The 13,771-nt window shown below is 70.4% G+C and carries 13 protein-coding genes; 4 read left to right on the forward strand and 9 right to left on the reverse strand.

The window, feature by feature from the left end; translation table 11 throughout:
• Window positions 1-2: 2 nt before the first annotated feature.
• Complete coding sequence (locus RR3_RS00520; RefSeq protein ID WP_010592870.1) at window positions 3-1,253, reverse strand: acyl-CoA dehydrogenase family protein; 1,251 nt, start codon at window positions 1,251-1,253, stop codon at window positions 3-5.
• Window positions 1,254-1,422: 169 nt separating this feature from the next.
• Between RR3_RS00520 and RR3_RS00525 the strand changes: the two genes are divergently transcribed.
• Window positions 1,423-1,899, forward strand: a complete 477-nt coding sequence (locus RR3_RS00525) for a MaoC family dehydratase (protein WP_010592869.1) — start codon at window positions 1,423-1,425, stop codon at window positions 1,897-1,899.
• A 66-nt stretch (window positions 1,900-1,965) separates the two neighbouring features.
• Here the strand turns inward: RR3_RS00525 and RR3_RS00530 are convergent, their stop codons facing one another.
• The gene (locus tag RR3_RS00530; protein ID WP_010592868.1) at window positions 1,966-3,333 is read right to left on the reverse strand and encodes an MFS transporter; all 1,368 of its coding nucleotides are present in this window, start codon (window positions 3,331-3,333) and stop codon (window positions 1,966-1,968) included.
• Window positions 3,334-3,498: 165 nt separating this feature from the next.
• Between RR3_RS00530 and RR3_RS00535 the strand changes: the two genes are divergently transcribed.
• On the forward strand, window positions 3,499-5,016 hold the full coding sequence (locus RR3_RS00535) for an AMP-binding protein (RefSeq protein ID WP_017680273.1): 1,518 nt from the start codon (window positions 3,499-3,501) through the stop codon (window positions 5,014-5,016).
• A gap of 53 nt (window positions 5,017-5,069) precedes the next feature.
• Here the strand turns inward: RR3_RS00535 and RR3_RS00540 are convergent, their stop codons facing one another.
• From RR3_RS00540 to glpX, 3 genes are all read right to left on the reverse strand, one after another.
• A complete protein-coding gene (locus RR3_RS00540; RefSeq protein WP_010592866.1) occupies window positions 5,070-6,044 on the reverse strand; it encodes a phosphotriesterase family protein in 975 nt (324 codons plus the stop codon).
• An 85-nt stretch (window positions 6,045-6,129) separates the two neighbouring features.
• Window positions 6,130-7,539, reverse strand: a complete 1,410-nt coding sequence (locus tag RR3_RS00545) for a class II fumarate hydratase (RefSeq protein WP_017680271.1) — start codon at window positions 7,537-7,539, stop codon at window positions 6,130-6,132.
• Between the two features lie 84 nt (window positions 7,540-7,623).
• A complete protein-coding gene (glpX, locus tag RR3_RS00550; RefSeq protein WP_010592864.1) occupies window positions 7,624-8,661 on the reverse strand; it encodes a class II fructose-bisphosphatase in 1,038 nt (345 codons plus the stop codon).
• A 178-nt stretch (window positions 8,662-8,839) separates the two neighbouring features.
• Between glpX and RR3_RS00555 the strand changes: the two genes are divergently transcribed.
• Window positions 8,840-9,409: a DUF4245 domain-containing protein gene (locus RR3_RS00555; protein ID WP_072786276.1), complete on the forward strand. Its 570-nt coding sequence runs from the start codon at window positions 8,840-8,842 to the stop codon at window positions 9,407-9,409.
• 12 nt (window positions 9,410-9,421) lie between these two features.
• On the opposite strand, the gene RR3_RS00560 is transcribed toward RR3_RS00555, so the two are convergent.
• From RR3_RS00560 to RR3_RS00570, 3 genes are read right to left on the reverse strand one after another with little or no spacing between them, the layout of a single operon-like run.
• The gene (locus tag RR3_RS00560; protein WP_010592861.1) at window positions 9,422-9,682 is read right to left on the reverse strand and encodes an exodeoxyribonuclease VII small subunit; all 261 of its coding nucleotides are present in this window, start codon (window positions 9,680-9,682) and stop codon (window positions 9,422-9,424) included.
• 10 nt (window positions 9,683-9,692) lie between these two features.
• Window positions 9,693-10,940 carry an exodeoxyribonuclease VII large subunit gene (gene xseA, locus RR3_RS00565; RefSeq protein ID WP_040275280.1) on the reverse strand — a complete coding sequence of 416 codons (1,248 nt, stop codon included), beginning with the start codon at window positions 10,938-10,940 and terminating at the stop codon, window positions 9,693-9,695.
• Window positions 10,937-11,692: a lipid droplet-associated protein gene (locus RR3_RS00570; RefSeq protein WP_010592859.1), complete on the reverse strand. Its 756-nt coding sequence runs from the start codon at window positions 11,690-11,692 to the stop codon at window positions 10,937-10,939. Before RR3_RS00570 ends, xseA begins: the two co-directional genes overlap by 4 nt.
• 79 nt (window positions 11,693-11,771) lie before the next feature.
• Between RR3_RS00570 and RR3_RS00575 the strand changes: the two genes are divergently transcribed.
• On the forward strand, window positions 11,772-12,773 hold the full coding sequence (locus RR3_RS00575) for a 4-hydroxy-3-methylbut-2-enyl diphosphate reductase (protein ID WP_010592858.1): 1,002 nt from the start codon (window positions 11,772-11,774) through the stop codon (window positions 12,771-12,773).
• Between the two features lie 30 nt (window positions 12,774-12,803).
• On the opposite strand, the gene RR3_RS00580 is transcribed toward RR3_RS00575, so the two are convergent.
• Window positions 12,804-13,754 (reverse strand): DUF6542 domain-containing protein, encoded by a 951-nt coding sequence (locus tag RR3_RS00580; RefSeq protein WP_017680267.1) that lies wholly within the window; start codon window positions 13,752-13,754, stop codon window positions 12,804-12,806.
• Window positions 13,755-13,771: the final 17 nt, after the last annotated feature.

Genomic DNA, 13,771 nt, shown 5'->3' on the forward strand with positions numbered 1-13,771 from the left:
CGTCAGCCCACCGTCACCTTGTGGCCGTTGACCGAGGCGGCGGGAGCGGTGCGGTACTTGCGCAGTTCGGCGACGGCGATGGACCGCTTGTGCACCTCGTCGGGGCCGTCGGCCAGGCGCAGGGTGCGCATGTGCGCGTACATCATGGCGAGCGGGAAGTCGTCGGTGACGCCTCCGCCGCCGTGCACCTGGATGGCGCGGTCGATGATCTTCAGCGCCATCGCCGGGGCGGCGACCTTGATCGCGGCGATCTCCATCCGGGCCTGCTTGTTGCCGACGGTGTCCATCAGGTGGGCAGCCTTGAGCGTGAGCAGCCGTGTCATCTCGATCTCGATCCGGGCCTCGGCGATCCAGTCCTGGATGTTGGCGCGCTCGCTCACGGGCTGACCGAACGTGACCCGGCTCGACGCGCGCCGGCACAGCAGTTCGAGGGCTCGCTCGGCCATGCCGATGGCGCGCATGCAGTGGTGGATGCGGCCGGGGCCGAGGCGGGCCTGGCTGATCGCGAAGCCCTCGCCCTCGCCGGCGAGCACGTCCTTGCTCGGCACCCGCACGTTCTCGAAGGTGATCTCGGCGTGGCCCTCGCGGTCGGCGTAACCGAAGACCGGGAGGTTGCGCACGACGGTCACGCCGGGAGCGTCGATGGGCACCACCATCATCGACTGCTGGCGGTGCGGGGCCGCCGTGGGGTCGGTCTTGCCCATGACGATGAGGACCTTGCAGTTCTTGTGCATCGCGTTGGAGGCGAACCACTTGCGCCCGTTGAGGACGTACTCGTCGCCGTCCCGGACCATGGACAGCTCGATGTTGGTGGCGTCGGAGCTGGCGACGGCGGGTTCGGTCATCGCGAACGCCGAGGCCATCGTGCCGTCGAGCAGCGGGCGCAGGTACTTCTCCTTGTGCTCGTCGGTCCCGAAGAGGGTGAGCACCTCCATGTTGCCGGTGTCGGGTGCGTTGCAGTTGCACGCCTCGGAGGCGATGTGGCTGCGGCCCATGATCTCGGCGAGGGGGGCGTACTCGAGGTTGGTCAGGCCCGGGCCCCAGTCGGGGTGGGGGTGGAACAGGTTCCACAGGCCGCGCCGGCGGGCCTCGGCCTTGAGTTCCTCGAGGATCGGGGGCTGGAAGTGCGGGTCCCCGGAGGCGCGCATCTGTTCCTCGTACACCGACTCGGCGGGGTAGACGTGCTCGTCCATGAAGGCGAGGAGGGCGTCGCGGTACTGCACGGTGCGTTCGGACATTTCGTAGACCGACATGGTCACTCCTGGCGGAAGGGGAGGGGCAGGGCTGGGGATCGCCCGTCGTCGAGGTACGTCGCGAACAGGATGGTGACGGACGTCTCCTTCCCTGTATAGTTGAACGCGGTTTCAACTTCAAGTTTTGATTCGGCGCGAGTCGCTCCGGCCGCGCGGAGAGGAAGCATCCATGACCGACGACATCAGCACCCTGCCCGTGCGACCCACGGGCCTCGACGACCTCCGGGACCTGGTGGGACGGGACATCGGACCGACGGACTGGGTGACCGTGACCCAGGAACTCGTGAACGCCTTCGCCGAGGTCACCGACGACCACCAGTGGATCCATGTCGACCCCGAGCGCGCCGCGACGAGTCCGCTGGGGACGACGATCGCGCACGGTCTGCTCGTGCTCTCGCTGGGGCCGGGCCTGTCCTACAAGCTCATGAGCTTCGACGGGTTCGCCCACGGCCTCAACTACGGCTACGACAAGGTGCGCTTCGTCTCGCCGCTGCCGGTCGGTTCCCGCATCCGGATGCGCATGCAGGTGCTCGGGGCCGAGGCCGCCGGTGGCGGCATCCAGATCCGGACGCTGCAGACGTTCGAGCGCGAGGGGCAGGAGAAGCCGGTCGCGGTGGCCGAGTCGCTCGCCCGCGTCGTCGCCTGAGCGGCGTACGGCACAGATGCTGCCGGCCTCCACGAGCGATCGTGGAGGCCGGCAGCACCCGTTCGGTTACCGTGCGTGGGCGATGCCCGGGACGGCCTTCGGGTCGCGGCGCACCTCCGCGGGGTTGGTCTCCTTGAGCACCCACGCCGAGAACAGCGTGAGGGCGCCCATGAGGGCCACGAACACCGAGACCAGGGTGGTCGTGCCGGTGTTGGCGATCAGGGCGGTCATGATGAACGGCGTGCCGCCGCTGACGGTGACGGCGGCGAGCTGGTAGGCGAGCGACGCGCCGGAGAGCCGGACGTTGGGCTCGAAGAGCTCGCCCAGGTACGCCGCCAGCGGGCCGTAGGTCATGGACTGGAAGATCGACCCGACCGTGACGGCCACCGCGAACAACGCGAGGTTCGCGGTATTGACGAGCCAGAAGTAGGGGAATGCCCACAGCACGAGTGCCGCGGCCCCGATCATGATCATCGGCCGGCGGCCGATGCGGTCGGAGATCCACCCCGACCACAGGATGAACCCGAGGCCCACCAGCGAGCTCGCCAGCGAGATGGCCAGGATCGAATTGCGGTCCATGCCGAGTTCGGTTGTGCCGTAGCTCAGGACGCCGGCGATGCTGATGTAGAACAGCGAGTTGGTTGCGGCGAGCAGACCGCAGCCCAGCAGGATCTTGCGCCAGTGGGTGCGGATCGCCTCGGCGAGCGGGGCCTGGACGACCTGCTGCTCGGGCCGCTTGGCCGCGACTTCGGCCTGCAGTTCCCGGAATTCGGGGGTGTCCTCCACCTTGGTCTGGATGTAGAGGACGACGGGGAACAGCGCGGCACTGGCGAGGAACGGAATCCGCCAGCCCCAGTCGAGGAACACCTCGTTCGACATCGCGGCCGTCGCCGTGAGGAACGCGACGTTGCCCAGGATGACGCCGCACGGCACGCCCATCTGCCCGAACGTGCCGGCGAAGCCTCGACGTTTGGGATCGGCGGACTCGGTGAGCAGCAGGACGATTCCACCCCACTGCCCGCCGCAGGCGAGGCCCTGCAGGAAGCGGAGCGTCACCAGCAGGATGGGGGCGAGGACCCCGATGGCGGCGGCGGAGGGCAGGCAGCCGATCAGGAACGTCGCCAGACCCATGAGCAGCAGGCAGACCACGACGACGGGTTTGCGGCCGTAGCGGTCACCGAAGTGGCCGGCCACGAGCCCGCCGAGGGGCCGGGCGACGAACCCGGCCCAGAAGGTGCTGAAGGACAACAGCGTTCCCATCAGGGGGGAGCTGTCGGGGAAGAACACGTGCGGGAACACCAGCGCCGCGGCGGTGCCGTACAGAAAGAAGTCGTACCACTCGATCGAGCTGCCGATGAGCCCGGCGGCGAGCAGTTTACGATGAGCGCGCGTGTGGTGCGACGTGCCGGCGGTCGTGATGCCGGTCGGACTCACGGATGGCGATGTCACAGATCAATTCCTCCGGTCGGACGGGCCGAGAAACAGCACTCAAACATGAATTCGGGTTCAGGCTGTGGTGCTAGTCTGGGGCATCGGTCATGTGATGTCAATCACGAGCCGCTCTCCCCCACTATGTCTCTCGACGAAGGGAAACCACTCATGGCCAGTGTTCTCGACCCCGTCCTCGCCCACGCGGACGCGGCGCCGGAACGCATCGCCCTGCGCACGCGGGACGGGCAGCGGAGCTACCGCGAGCTGCGCGACGACGCGCTGCGCTACGGCGCGCTGCTCCGCAGCCGCGGCGTCGCCGCCGGCGACCGGGTGCTCCTGCTCGCTCCCTCCGTGCCCGAGTTCGTGGTGGCCTACCTCGGCATCCAGGCGCTCGGTGCCGTGGTGGTGCCGGTGAACACCATGTCCACCGCGGCCGAACTGCGCTACACCCTCGGGGATTCGCGGGCCGTGCTCGCGATCGCCTGGCATGCCGCCTCCGGCTCGGTGGCCGAGGCCGCGGAGGGGCTCGGTGTGCCGTGGCTGTCGCTGGAGCCCGGCGCCGCGGTCGAACAGGAGCCCGTCGATCCCGTCGACCGTGCCGACGGTGACACCGCGGCGGTGCTGTACACCTCGGGCACCACCGGCCGCCCGAAGGGGGCTCAGCTCACCGTCTCGAATCTGCTGTCTGCAGGACGCATTTCGTGCCGATTGTCCGAATCGGGACCCGAGGATCGAGTCGGGACCGGGCTGCCGCTGTTCCACATCTTCGGCCAGGCGTCGGTGATGATGTCGGCCTTCACCGCGGGGGCCTCCCTGTCCCTGCTGTCCCCGTTCGATCCGGCGGCGATGCTCGACCTCGTCGTCCGGGACCGGCTGACGGTGGTGTGCGGGGTGCCGACCATGTGGAACGCGATGCTGCATGCCGAATCTCCCTACGGACCAGCGGACTTCGCGGGACTCCGGCTGGCGGTATCGGGGGGTGCGTCGCTGCCGGGGGAGGTGGCTCGTGACTTCGAGCACCGCTTCGGCTGCACCATCCGGGAGGGATACGGCCTGACCGAGACCACGGCCATGGCGACCTTCTCGTGGGGGGACGTCCCGGCGCGCATCGGGTACAGCGGCACCGCGGCCCCGGACATCGAGGTCGAGGTCTACGGGCCGGACGGCGTCGCGTGCGGCCCGGGGGAGGTGGGCGAGGTGTTCGTCCGCGGACCCGTCGTCATGGCCGGCTACTGGCAGCGACCGGCCGACACCGCGGCCGTGCTCGACGACGAGGGCTGGTTCCGCACCGGCGATCTCGGGGAGTTCGACGAGCAGGGCCGGTTGCGCATCGTCGACCGGGTCAAGGACCTCGTCATCCGGGGCGGCTACAACGTGTATCCCAGCGAGGTGGAGGAGGTGCTCTACGAGCATCCCGACGTGGTCGAGGCCGCCGTGGTGGGCGTGCCGGACCGCCACTACGGCGAGGAGATCGCCGCGGTGGTCGTGCTGCGCGACGACGCCGGCGCCGGTGCCGAGGACGTCGTGCGCTGGTGCCGGGAACGGTTGTCCGCCTACAAGGCGCCCCGCATCGTCCGCTTCGTGGACGCCCTGCCGAAGGGGGCGTCCGGGAAGATCCTCAAGCGGGCCATCGACCGGGACGAGTTGTCCCGGTTCGTCGTTCGCCGTTCCGAGTCGGCGGTGTGACCGGTGCCGTCCGCGGCCGGGTGGCGTGCCCGGCCGCGGACGGCCCGCCGGGCTCAGTACGTGTCGCGACGTTCGAAGATCTCGCGCGGGTTGTCGATCAGCATCCGGTCGATGTCCGTGTCGCCGACCCCGGCCTCCCGCAGCGCGGGCAGCACGTCGTTGTGCAGGTGCATGTAGCTCCATCGCGGCGTCGCGACGGCGAGCATCTGCGGGTCGAGCCAGTCGTTGAGGGTGGCGTAGTCCTGCGAGAGCAGCATCCGGCCGGCATAGCCGCGCTCGACGAGGGCGGCGATGGTCTTCACCCGCTGCTCGAAGCCGAGATAGACGTCCACGCCGCAGCGATCCATACCGATGTACGAGCCGGCGTCCATCAGCGCCGTGAGATAGCCGATGTCGTCGGAATCGCCGCTGTGGCCGACGATCACGCGCGAGAGGTCGACGCCCTCCTCGGTGAACAGGCGCTGCATCACCCGTCCCGACTCGGAGTGGGCGTGGGTGTGCACCGTGATCGGTACGCCGGTGCGTCGGTGGGCGACCGCCACGGCCCGGGCCGTCCGCTCGACTCCCGCGGTCAGGCCCGGGGCGTCGATGGCGCACTTGAGCATTCCCGCCCGCACTCCGGAGTCGAGGATGCCTTCCTCGATGTCGCGGACGAAGAAGTCCACCATCGGTTCCGGGCCGCCGAACAGGGTGTCGGGGCCGCGGTAGTGGAAGTAGTGCGGCAGGTCCATGTAGGTGTAGAGACCGGTCGCCACGACGATGTTCATGTCGGTGGCCTCGGCGACCCGTCGGATGAGGTCGATGTTGCGGCCGGTGCCGACCACGGTGAGGTCGACGAACGTGTCGAAACCGGCCGCGTGCACCTCCCGGACGCGCGTGATCGCCTCGGCGACCGCCGCGTCCAGGTCGACGCCGATGTCCCAGTTGCCGTGCAGTTCGGGGGAGAGGACGAACAGGTGCTCGTGCATCAGTGTCCGGCCGAGGCTGCCGCTGTCGACGGTGCCGGTGACGGTGGGGACGGTGGTCATGACGTCTCGCTTCCTACGACCTGAATTAGAATTCAGCTTCGTATCAGATCATGATGAGACGCTCATCACAAGACCCAGGGTGTCGTCAGTCTCGCGGCTCCACCCGTGTCATCGCGAGCACGTCGAGCCGCCGATCCAGCTCCTCCTCGCTCAGGCCGTCACCGATCAGCCCCCGGTCGACGACCGTCTGCCGGATGGTCTTCTTCTCCCGCAGCGCCTCTTTCGCGACCGCAGCGGCCTCCTCGTACCCGATCGCCGAGTTCAGCGGCGTCACGATCGAGGGAGACGATTCGGCGAGGGTACGCAGATGTTCGGTGTTCGCCACGAGCCCGTCGACGCACCGCTCGGCGAACAGGCGCGAGACGTTGGCCAGCAGGCGCAGCGACTCGAGCAGGTTGCGGGCCATCATCGGGATGTAGACGTTGAGCTCGAACGCGCCCGCGGCACCACCCCACGCCACGGCCGCGTCGTTGCCCACGACCTGCGCCGCCACCTGGGTCACCGCCTCCGGCAGCACGGGATTCACCTTCCCCGGCATGATCGAGCTGCCGGGCTGCAGATCCGGCAGCTGGATCTCGGCGAGACCCGTCAGCGGGCCGGACCCCATCCACCGGATGTCGTTGGCGATCTTCGTCAACGACACCGCGACGGTCCGCAGCGCCCCGGACGCCTCGACGAGACCGTCCCGCGCGGCTTGCGCCTCGAAGCTGTTCTTCGCCGGCGTCAGCGCCTCCACCCCGGTCACCCGCACCAGTTCGGCGACGACGCGGGGACCGAATCCCTCGGGGGCGTTCAGGCCCGTGCCGACCGCCGTGCCCCCGATGGCCAGCTCACCCAGCCGTGGCAGGGTCGCCTGCACCCGCTCGATGCCGGCCTCGATCTGCCGGGCGTAGCCCCCGAACTCCTGGCCGAGGGTGACCGGCACGGCATCCATCAAGTGCGTCCGCCCGGACTTGACGACGCGTCTCCACTCCTCCGCCTTCGCCGCGAGCGAGGCCCGCAGCTGGTCGAGGGCAGGGACGAGATCCTTCACCGCCGCCTCGGTGGCGGCGACATGCGTCGCGGTCGGGAAGGTGTCGTTCGACGACTGCGACATGTTGACGTGATCGTTGGGATGTACGGTCACCCCGCGCTGCGCGGCGATGCTCGCGATGACCTCGTTGGCATTCATGTTCGAGCTCGTGCCCGAACCGGTCTGGAACACGTCGATGGGGAACTGGTCGTCGTGCAGACCCTCGGCGATCTCGGTAGCGGCGGCGACGATCGCGTCGGCCTTCTCCGCGTCGAGCAGATCCAGATCCTTGTTCACCTGGGCGCACGCCGCCTTGAGCAGGCCCATCGCGCGGATCTGGGTGCGCTCGAGACCGCGGCCGGAGATCGGGAAGTTCTCCACGGCCCGCTGGGTCTGAGCGCGCCACAGGGCGTCGGCCGGGACCCGGACCTCGCCCATGGTGTCGTGTTCGATTCGGAACTGCTGCTCGGAATTGTCGGCCATGGCTTCACAGTAGGCCGCTCGAGCCGCAGCGGCGCCCCTTCGGACCGGCGGAGATCCGAAAGGGCGCCACGACCGCGAACCGGGTCACGGCATGGGAGGAACGGCCCCCGCGACGCCGTGGAAATCGATCGAGGTGAACTCGCTGAGCTTCTTCAGCCGGTGGTACGCCTCGACCATCCGGACGGTGCCGGACTTGCTGCGCATCACGATCGACTGCGTCGTCGCGCCGCCGCCGTAGTAGCGGACACCCTTCACCAGCTCACCGTCGGTGACGCCGGTCGCGCAGAAGAAGATGTTCTCACCCTTGACCAGGTCGGTGGTGGTCAGCACGCGGCCCGGCTCGTGACCCGCGTCGATCGCCTTCTGCCGCTCCTCGTCGTCCTTCGGCGCCAGGCGACCCTGCAGCGCGCCGCCCATGCACCGCATCGCGGCCGCGGCGATGATGCCCTCCGGGGTGCCGCCGATGCCCAGCAGCATGTCGACACCCGAACCCGGGCGCGCCGCGGCGATCGCACCGGCGACGTCACCGTCGGAGATCAGCCGGATACGGGCGCCGGTCGCGCGCACATCGCTGATGAGCTGCGCGTGCCGGGGGCGGTCCAGGATCGTGACGGTGATGTCGGAGATCTCCGAGTGCTTCGCCTTCGCCACGCGGCTGATGTTCTCGGCGACCGGCGCGGTGATGTCGATGACGTCCGCGGCCTCCGGGCCGACAGCGATCTTGTCCATGTAGAACACGGCGGACGGGTCGAACATGGCGCCGCGCTCGGCGACGGCGAGCACCGCGATGGAGCCGGGTGCGCCCTTCGCCATCAAAGTGGTGCCGTCGATCGGGTCGACCGCCACGTCGCACAGCGGTCCGTCGCCGTTGCCGACCTCCTCGCCGTTGTAGAGCATGGGCGCCTCGTCCTTCTCGCCCTCGCCGATCACGACGACGCCGCGCATGGACACCGAACTGACCATGTGACGCATGGCGTCGACGGCGGCGCCGTCGCCACCTTCCTTGTCGCCACGGCCGACCCAACGGCCCGCAGCCATCGCCGCGGCCTCGGTGACACGCACCAGCTCGAGGGCGAGATTGCGGTCCGGGGCCTGGCGGCGGGTCGGGGTGCTGGCCGTCATGGGCTACTGCCTCCTGGTGCGGTCGGTCGACGTGGTTGCCGACGCGAGACGGACGTCGAAGGGACGACCGTCGGGTTCCGATGGTTTCGAGTGGTAATTCTCTCATCACCGCCCCGTGAGCGGGGCTCGGACCCGGCCACGTGCGGGTATCGGTGCCGACGGCTGTCAGACTGGAGGCGTGGCCCCCCAGAAACCCCGCATTCTCCACGACACGCGCGACATGGCGTGGTCGCTGATTCCGCTGCTGCTGATCATGGTCGTCGTGGCCGCCATCGCCAGCCAGTGCTCCTTCAGCCCCGGCGGCCCCACCGCGGGACCCGCGCCCAGCTTCGACGTCGACGCGGGCCTGAAGTACGACGCGCGTGAGCTGGACTTCCCGATCCGGCAGCCGAAGGTGCCCGAGGACTGGCAGGCGAACTCCGGCAGCCGCAGCATCATCACCGGCGAACAGGGCGGCGACTCGAGCACCGTCGGGTACATCACCCCCGCCGGCCGGTACGTGCGGTTCACCCAGTCGAATGCGGGGGAGGACGAGCTGGTGCGGTTCGTCGCCGGGGAGCCGCGTACCGCGACGGGGGCGCAGGACATCGCCGGCCGCGACTGGGTGGTCTACGGCGGGCAGGGTGTCGAACCGCTGTGGGTGTCCGACTTCGGCGACGTCCGGATCCTCGTCGGTGGTTCCGGCGACGAGGCCGAGTTCCGCGAACTCGCGGCCGCAGCGGGGGCGGCTGAGCCGCTACAGCCCTGACGGGCGCGCCGCTCACTCGTCGTCTTCGTCCACCTCGTCGTCGCTGTGCGCCAGCGCGGCCTCCACGCGCTGCCGGGCGCCGGCGAGATGCTCCTCGCAGCGGCGCGCAAGCGCCTCGCCCCGCTCCCACAGCGTCAGCGACTCGTCCAGGTCCAGGCCACCCTGTTCGAGCATCTTGACCACGTTGACCAGCTCGTCGCGCGCCCGCTCGTAGCCGAACTCCGCAACGTCGTCGTTCGGGCCGCTCACGGGCGTGTCCTTCGTCTCGCTCATCCGTTCCTCGTCACTTCTCTCGTCCGATGACGGCCGCGCGCACCGCACCGTCGGCGACCCGCACCCGCAGCTGGGTGCCGGGCGGTGCGTCGTCGACGGACCGCAGCACCTCCGCGTCCCCGTCCGGGATCATCCGCTGCACCACCGCGTAGCCGCGGGCCAGGGTGGCGGCGGGACCGAGCGTCCCTAGCCGCGCCCCGAGATGTTCGATCCGGGTGGCCTCGGCGGCGATCGCCCGGGCCACGTCGCGTCGGGCGCACTGCCGCAGCCGCTCGATCTCCTCGCGCCGCTGGTCGACGGTGCGCAGCGGGTCTGCGAGCACCGGCCGGCTGCGCAGCTGTTCGATCACGTGCTCCTCCCTGCGCACCCAGTTGCGCAGCGCCGCCGCCGCTCGCTCTCGCAGCTCGTCCACCAGGTCCTGCTCGGCCACCGCGTCCGGCACGATCCGTTTCGCCGCGTCCGTGGGGGTAGCCGCCCGCAGATCGGCGACGTAGTCGGACAGCGGGCTGTCCGGTTCGTGCCCGATCGCGCTGACCACGGGCGTCGTGCACCGGACGATCGCGCGGCACAGCGCCTCGTCGGAGAACGGCAGCAGGTCCTCCACGCTGCCGCCGCCGCGCGCGAGCACGATCACGTCGACGGACGGGTCCGCGTCGAGTTCCTCGAGCGCCTCGAGGATCTGCGGGACCGCGGTGGGCCCCTGGACGGCGGTGTTGCGGATCTCGAAACGGACCGCCGGCCACCGGCGCTGCGCGACGCTGAGCACGTCCCGTTCGGCGGCGCTCGCCCGGCCGGTGATCAGACCGATCCGGTGCGGCAGGAACGGCAGGGGCCGTTTGAGCCGCGGGTCGAACAGCCCCTCGGCCGCGAGCAGCGCCCGTAGCCGCTCGATCCGAGCGAGGAGTTCGCCGATTCCGACGGCCCGGATCTCGGTGACCCGCAGGGCCAGGGTGCCGCGGCCGGTCCAGAACGACAGCTTCCCGAACATCACCACCCGGCTGCCCTCGGTGAGCGGCACAGGGGAGTTCTGCACCAGCTGCGGCGAGCACGTCACCGACAGCGACATGTCCGCCGACGGGTCCCGCAGCGTGAGGAAGGCGGTGCGGGTGCCGGGACGCACGTTGAGCTGGGTGATCTGTCCCTCCACCCAGACCGAGCCGAGCCGGTCGATCCAGCTCGCGACCTTCTGCGAGACGGTCCGGACGGGCCACGGATGTTCCGCGGAGTTGGACGGGGTGGCCGTGGGCGCGGAGGTCACTTGGTGCTTGCGTTCGCGATCCGGTTGGACAGCATGGTCTCGAACGGGTCCCGCGCGCGGGTGGCGCTTTCGTACTCGAGCAGCGCCCGCAGGTCCTCGACCGACAGGGTGCGCATCCGCGCCCGCAGTTGCGCCAGGGTCAGCGACGGGTAGTCGAGCAGTTCGACGATCTCGGGAAGCTCGGCCCCGGCCGCGCTCCCGGCGGCAGCCTTCTTCGCGGTCTTCTTCGCCGGTGCCTTCGCTGCCTTCTTCGCCGGCTTCGTCGCGGTCGTGTCGGCGTCGCCGCCGGCTGCGGTCGTGCCGGCACTGATCTTGGCGGCGGTGGACTCGGCGGTCGACTCGGCTCCGGCGCGGGGCCCGGACCCCTCCGTCCCGGCGCCGGCGGACTTCCCGGCCCTCGAATCGGTGGGGACCGGCACCGCCGCCTCCGTCGCGGGCGGCATCGAGTAGAGGGCGAAGCGTCCCGGTGCCCCCGCGGTCGACGGCTCGGCAATGCCCACCGGTTCGGCGTCGTCGTCGAAGGTGGCCCACGACGGCGCCTCGGCGGGGGCAGCGCCGAGCAGCTCGAACAACTGGTCGCCCTTGATCGCGAGCGACGTCATCGTCTGCTGGATCCGCATCGTCGTCTGAAGGATCTGGCTGACCGTGGTCATCGGCAGGGCGACCGCGGTGGACGGCAGCTTGAGGGTCTCTTCGTACGCGGTGACGGCCAGCCCGGCCGCCACCCGCGCCATGAACGGTGGACGGATCATGGGAAACAGACTGCCTCACGTGCCGCCCGATTGGTAGCCGAGGACGGCCGGCCCCGCGGACGGCCCGTACCCTGGAGGCATGTCTGCGCCTGTTCCCCTCGAAGTCGGAATCACTCGGTCGGCCGGTTCACCGGCTGCCGGCAAGCGCGTCCTGCTCGCCGAGCCGCGCGGGTACTGCGCCGGTGTCGACCGGGCCGTCGAAACGGTGGAGAAGGCACTCGAGAAGCATGGTGCCCCGATCTACGTCCGCAAGGAGATCGTCCACAACCGGCACGTGGTCGAGACCCTCGCCGAGCGAGGTGTCGTCTTCGTCGAGGAGACCGACGAGGTACCCGAGGGCGCGGTGCTCGTGTTCTCGGCGCACGGTGTCTCCCCTGCGGTGCACGCCTCCGCCGCCGAACGCAGCCTGCGCACCATCGATGCCACGTGCCCCCTGGTGACGAAGGTGCATCAGGAGGCGAAGCGCTTCGCCCGCGACGACTACGACATCCTGCTCATCGGTCACGAAGGCCACGAGGAGGTGGAGGGCACTGCCGGCGAGGCCCCCGACCACGTCCAGCTCGTCGACGGTCCGGACGCGGTCGACCAGGTCACCGTGCGCGACGAGGCGAAGGTCATCTGGCTCTCGCAGACCACCCTCAGCGTCGACGAGACCATGGAGACGGTCCAGCGGCTGCGCGCGAAGTTCCCGCTGCTGCAGGATCCCCCGAGCGACGACATCTGCTACGCCACCCAGAATCGGCAGGTGGCGGTCAAGGCGATGGCGCCCGAATGCGACCTGGTCATCGTCGTGGGGTCCCGCAATTCGTCGAACTCGGTCCGGCTCGTGGAGGTGGCTCTGGGGGCCGGTGCCCGGGCCGCGCATCTCGTCGACTACGCCCGCGAGGTCGACCCGGCATGGCTCGACGGCGTCCGGACCGTGGGCATCACCTCCGGCGCCTCGGTGCCGGAGGTCCTCGTACGCGGCGTGATCGACCTGCTCGCCGAGCACGGTTTCGCCGACGTGCAGTCGGTCACCACAGCCAACGAGACCTTGGTGTTCGCGCTGCCGCGCGAACTGCGCTCCGCGCGTCGCGCGTAATCCGGCGCGCGTGATCCGGCGCGGACTCGGTCAGTCCTCGTACCGGTCCCGATAGCGCACCCGGGGCTGCCGGTAGTCCGGGGTCTCCGGTCCCGGCGCCCGCCGACGGGACGGCGGGGGCACCTCTCCCCGCTCGTAGGGACGGTCGGGGCGGGAGCGGTGATCGCCGCGCCGGTCGTAGTCCCGGCGGGTCTCGGCGGCCCGCCGTGGGGCCGGTTCGGCTCGCCGTGGGGCCGGTTCGGCCCGTCGTGGGGCGGGTTCGGCTCGCCGTGGGGCCGGCTCGGCTCGCCGGGTCCGGTAGGCGACATCGGGTGCCGCGGGCGGCTCGCCGGCGCCGCGGCGCGCCGCGTCCGGAGCCGGGGCGGTGGTGCGGCGCCGCACCACCGGGTTGTCGCGCGTGTCTGCAACCTGTCGCACGCTTGCCTTTGTGGAGGCCGGGGGTCGGGCGGCCGCACGGGCGCGACGTCCCCGCGCCGGCTTCGCAGCCCCACCACCGTCGCGGTCCAGCTGCGAGTCGCGTGACGGGGCCCCGGCGGCGCGTGCGCCCCGCCGGCGCGGACGGGCCGGGGCCGGTACCTGCGACCGGCTCAGGAAGATCCGCAGCCCGCCGACGACCAGGACCGCCACCGTGGCGGTGAGCATCACCGGGAACCGGTTCACCAGCGGATACGCCACGTTGAGCGCTAGGTCCTTCAGGCCCCCACCACCGGATTCGACGAGGAACTCCTGCGCGATCGGAACGGCGACGAGCAGCAGCAGCGGCGGCTGGGCCATCGCGGTGAACAGCGCCCGATGCTGCACGGCCGCTACCGCCGCGACGCAACCGAGCACGTAGAACGCGGAGAACGCCGAACCCAGTTCGTTACCGCGTGCCGCATCGATGAGGAAGCCGAGCAGGGTCGAGCCCGCCGCGACGAGGACCGCGCCCCACCACGGGACGCCAGGCACAGTGGGCGCCACCGACCGCATGTCGAGCGGCACCGCCGAGCGAGCACGTT

The sequence above is a fragment of the Rhodococcus ruber NBRC 15591 genome (genome assembly GCF_001894945.1).
Taxonomy (GTDB): domain Bacteria; phylum Actinomycetota; class Actinomycetes; order Mycobacteriales; family Mycobacteriaceae; genus Rhodococcus; species Rhodococcus ruber.

What these genes read in the sequence shown, in the direction of transcription:
- RR3_RS00540 (WP_010592866.1), bottom strand. Translation starts at nt 6,044, where the DNA reads ATGACCACCGTCCCCACCGTCACCGGCACCGTCGACAGCGGCAGCCTC.
- RR3_RS00560 (WP_010592861.1), bottom strand. Translation starts at nt 9,682, where the DNA reads ATGAGCGAGACGAAGGACACGCCCGTGAGCGGCCCGAACGACGACGTT.
- RR3_RS00520 (WP_010592870.1), bottom strand. Translation starts at nt 1,253, where the DNA reads ATGTCGGTCTACGAAATGTCCGAACGCACCGTGCAGTACCGCGACGCC.
- RR3_RS00545 (WP_017680271.1), bottom strand. Translation starts at nt 7,539, where the DNA reads ATGGCCGACAATTCCGAGCAGCAGTTCCGAATCGAACACGACACCATG.
- glpX (WP_010592864.1), bottom strand. Translation starts at nt 8,661, where the DNA reads ATGACGGCCAGCACCCCGACCCGCCGCCAGGCCCCGGACCGCAATCTC.
- RR3_RS00570 (WP_010592859.1), bottom strand. Translation starts at nt 11,692, where the DNA reads ATGATCCGTCCACCGTTCATGGCGCGGGTGGCGGCCGGGCTGGCCGTC.
- RR3_RS00575 (WP_010592858.1), top strand. Translation starts at nt 11,772, where the DNA reads ATGTCTGCGCCTGTTCCCCTCGAAGTCGGAATCACTCGGTCGGCCGGT.
- RR3_RS00525 (WP_010592869.1), top strand. Translation starts at nt 1,423, where the DNA reads ATGACCGACGACATCAGCACCCTGCCCGTGCGACCCACGGGCCTCGAC.
- RR3_RS00535 (WP_017680273.1), top strand. Translation starts at nt 3,499, where the DNA reads ATGGCCAGTGTTCTCGACCCCGTCCTCGCCCACGCGGACGCGGCGCCG.